Genomic DNA, 3,667 nt, shown 5'->3' with positions numbered 1-3,667 from the left:
ATGACGAACTTTTCGCGCTCCAATCGCGCCAGGTGCTCGGTCACTCTGGGCCGCGAGGCGCCGACCAGGTTGGCGATATCCTTATGGCTGAAAGATACCCGCAGCAGCGTGCCGCGCGATTCCTCGACTCCAAAGTCCGAGCACAGCTCCAACAGCGCAACGGCGATTCGTTCGTGCAGGCCAAGGTTCAGGAAACTCGAGCTGCGCAGCAGCAGGCGATACCACTGCTTCAAATCGTTGCTGTGAAATTGCTTGAAGGCCGACTCGTGAGCATTTGCGGTAATGCCGTCGAAATCATCCCAACTGACAGTGCCAACCCGGCAATCGTTGTAAGCCTCGCACTGAAAAACGGACTGGCTGAGCGGCAGCGCAGGGAATTCCGGAATCGGTCCCGGCGCCAGCATCGCCACCGTGACACGCTCGTCGCGCGCGTTGCGGCAGGTGATGCGCGCAATTCCTGCTAACAGGATGTGAGCATCCTGGGCCATCGCGGCCTCGCGCATAATGACGGCGTGTCGTTTGTAATTGGCCAGCGCAAGTGCGCTAACGAGAAGCGCAAGTTCAGGAGGAGAGAGCCACGACAGAGCCTTGAGCCTGCTCAGTCTGTCGAGATCGGTTTCACGGGAAGTATTTCTTTCATTCAAAATCGCACCTCGTACAGAGTCGTGCCGGGACACCACTAATCATACTCCAGTGGCGCCGAAAAGAGAAGCGCATTGTCACCCGCATGACGAATACTCTGTGCTCTAAAGAACCCGTCGGTCCTGTCGAAGCTCCTGCGAGCACGTCGGCTCTGGAAGCTCACATAGCATCAGTATGGCTAAAATTCAAATAAATGTGAATAAGCAATACTCATATATTTGCCTGTTCCTCGCAAGCATAGACCCCACGCAACAGATAAACCGCTGCATCGTAATCAGCCTGCCAATACCGGTTAATGCAAACTACCGGGTGGCGGCTTTGCGGAATTCCTGGCCACCAGCAGAAATATGAGTTTGCGCGAGAAAACTTTCCAATCGATCGCGATTGACAACGAGTTGACGATTGTCCCGCGCAATCAGATGCTTTCGCTCGAACATGCTCAAATGTTCGGTGATTCGCGGCCGCGAGGCGCCGACTAGTTCAGCCAGGTCCCGGTGGCGGGCCGGCAATGTCAACCGCACCGATTTTCCGTCGGGGACGCCGAAATTTTCACTCAATTCGAGCAGAATCAGAGCCAGGCGCTCTTCCAAAGTGCAACTCATGAAATTCGCGCAGCGCAATTGAACCAGATCCCAGCGGCCCATGTAACTCGCTGCCAAACGCTTGAAGTCTGCCGAAGCGATTCCCAGCGATATTTCGACGAAGGACTCGAGGTCAATCGTCCCTATCTGACAAGGGGTAACCGCTTCGCAGCGGAAATTGTAACTGATGCCGGGAACTGGCGGCGGGAAGCCGGGGATCATCCCGGGCGCGACCATGATCACCAATGTGCGCTGACCCTTGCGATTTCGGCAGGTGATTCGCGCCACTCCTGCCAGCAAGATATATGCGGAATCGGGCGAGTGCTTTTCGTCGAAAATGATCGCGCGTTTTTCGACCGCGCTGACCGTCAGCGCGTTGGCGAGCCTTTCGAGCTGGCGCGCCGTGAGCCAGGAGATATTTTTAAGGCCCCGCAGTTTTCGGATGCCGGATGCTCGAACAGGGCGCATCCCGTCAACCTAGCAGACGGATTGATGCGTGAGCAGAACAACGCGCGTGACATAAACTTCATTCGACGAGTTTTGTTATCCATGTAACAAATTCGCGCTGATGCTCAATCGCTGCGCAGATCACCCAAATGTAGTGCGCCGGCTCCCGGGCATGGGCCTGGCGTCGCGCCGCGCGATCCAGATCAGCAGCACAAGCGCCGGGATCGTCGCGACTGTCGTGAGGATGAAGAACGGCACCCAACCGAGCTGGTCGGCCAGCACGCCGCCCGAAGACGCGACCATCGTTCGCCCCACCGCTGCCAGTGAAGAGAGCAGCGCATACTGAGTCGCGGTGAACGCCGGTGAGCATAGGCCGGAGAGATAGGCCACCAGCGCGGTCCCCGCCATCGCGCCCGTCAGATTCTCGGCGGCGACGCACAGCGCGAGATAGTCGAGCCGATGGCCGCCGACTGCCTGCAGCACGTAGAACAAATTGCCGGCCGACTGGAGCAGCCCGCACAGTATGAGCGCGCGCATCACGCCGAGCTTCGCGGTCAGCACGCCACCGATCAGCGCACCGACAACGGTCGCGAAGAATCCGACCAGTTTGGAGACGGCGGCGATCTCGTTGAGTGAGTAGCCGAGCGAGATGTAGAGCGGCATCGCCATCACGCCCGCCATCGCTTCGCCGAGCTTGTAACCGATGATGAAAAGGACGATCGCCGGCCACCTCGGCCGCCGCATGAAGTCGGCGAACGGCCCCGTAACCGCACTCGCGATCCAATCGCGGATCGATTCCCATCCTCCGGTTGCGGTATGCGCCGCCGCCTGTGGCGCCGTCGTCGGCTCGGGCCCGAAGATGAACACGAGCATCCCCACTCCCAGCAGCGCCGCCATCGTGGCGTAGGCCGCGAACCAACCGTAGCGAGCCGCAACGAGCAGCGCGCCGGCGCCCGAGACCAGCATCGCGACCCGGTACCCGGTCTGGATCATGGCGGCGCCGGGCCCTTGCTGCTCGGGCGTGAGGATCTCGACCCGATACGCGTCGATAACGACGTCCTGGCTCGCCGAAAGGAATGCGACCAGCAGCGCCAGCGCCCCCATCAGCGCGAGATCGAACTTTGGTCGACAAGAGCCCAGGGCGAGCGTCGCGGCAATGAGTGCGAGCTGAATCGTAATGCCCCAGCCGCGCCGTCGCCCAAGCGGAATCGGCGGCGGGATCCGATCGATCAGCGGCGACCACAGGAACTTGAAGGCATACGGTGTGCCGACCAGCGCGAAGGCGCCGATGGCGGCGCGGCTCACGCCGGCGGTGGCGAACCAGGCCGACAATGTCGAAAAGGTCAGCAGCAGCGGGAGGCCGCTGGAGAAGCCCAGTGGCAGGATCAGCAGCACGCGCCGATCGGTGTAATCCGCGATCGAATGCCGCCAGGGATTCATGTCCTTTGCTTCTGCTGTCACACCCTGTAATCCCGCCGTCGAGACTTCATATCATAGACGGGGCGATCACCATCGATTTGCAAACCACGTGATCTTGCTGCGAGTTTGAATCGGGGTTCAAATTTGAATTGTCCGGTCGCAAAGAGTAGGAGGATGAAGATGCTGTGGCTTGCGCCAACTTTGTTCGGCCCCGGCGCATTGTCGCCGCTCGCGAGGCAGGCGCACTAGCCCGTGCGTCTTACCTCCCACACCGACTACTCGCTGCGGGTGCTGATTTATCTGGCGCTCAATGGCGACCGGCGCTCGAATGTTTCCGAGATCGCCGCGCGCTTTCGAGTTTCGCGCAATCACCTCGTCAAGGTCATCCACGGCCTCAGCCGGGGCGGATTCCTTCAGAGTTACCGGGGCAAGGGTGGCGGGATCGTGTTGGCGCACGCTCCCAAGCAAATCAACATCGGGCGGGTGGTGCGATACACGGAAGGCCCGATGCAATTGGTGGAATGCTTTCGGAGCGGCAACCGATGCGTCATCACCGGCTCGTGCGTTTTGGCCGGCGT

4 protein-coding genes are annotated in these 3,667 nt (G+C 60.2%); 1 reads left to right on the top strand and 3 read right to left on the bottom strand.

All coding sequences use genetic code 11. The features are described from left to right. The 3 genes from ABSB13_RS16820 to ABSB13_RS16810 form a co-directional block, all read right to left on the bottom strand. Positions 1–644 (bottom strand): Crp/Fnr family transcriptional regulator (locus tag ABSB13_RS16820; RefSeq protein ID WP_428110494.1); only part of this gene is annotated, 644 nt, incomplete at its 3' end. Between the two features lie 300 nt (positions 645–944). Next, on the bottom strand, positions 945–1,691 hold the full coding sequence (locus ABSB13_RS16815; RefSeq protein ID WP_428110493.1) for a Crp/Fnr family transcriptional regulator: 747 nt from the start codon (positions 1,689–1,691) through the stop codon (positions 945–947). 120 nt (positions 1,692–1,811) lie between these two features. Beyond that, positions 1,812–3,131, bottom strand: coding sequence for an AmpG family muropeptide MFS transporter (locus tag ABSB13_RS16810; protein WP_428110491.1), 1,320 nt, complete (start codon positions 3,129–3,131; stop codon positions 1,812–1,814). 210 nt (positions 3,132–3,341) lie between these two features. On the opposite strand from ABSB13_RS16810, the gene ABSB13_RS16805 reads away from it, so the two are divergent. Then, a partial coding sequence (locus ABSB13_RS16805; RefSeq protein ID WP_428110490.1) for an RrF2 family transcriptional regulator occupies positions 3,342–3,667 on the top strand: 326 nt, incomplete at its 3' end.

Source organism: Binatus sp. (SeqCode) (assembly GCF_050013435.1).
GTDB lineage: Bacteria > Desulfobacterota > Binatia > Binatales > Binataceae > Binatus.
Note: the sequence above shows the minus strand (reverse complement) of the source record. Positions and strands in the feature narration are given on the sequence as shown.

What these genes read in the sequence shown, in the direction of transcription:
- ABSB13_RS16815 (WP_428110493.1), bottom strand. Translation starts at nt 1,691, where the DNA reads ATGCGCCCTGTTCGAGCATCCGGCATCCGAAAACTGCGGGGCCTTAAA.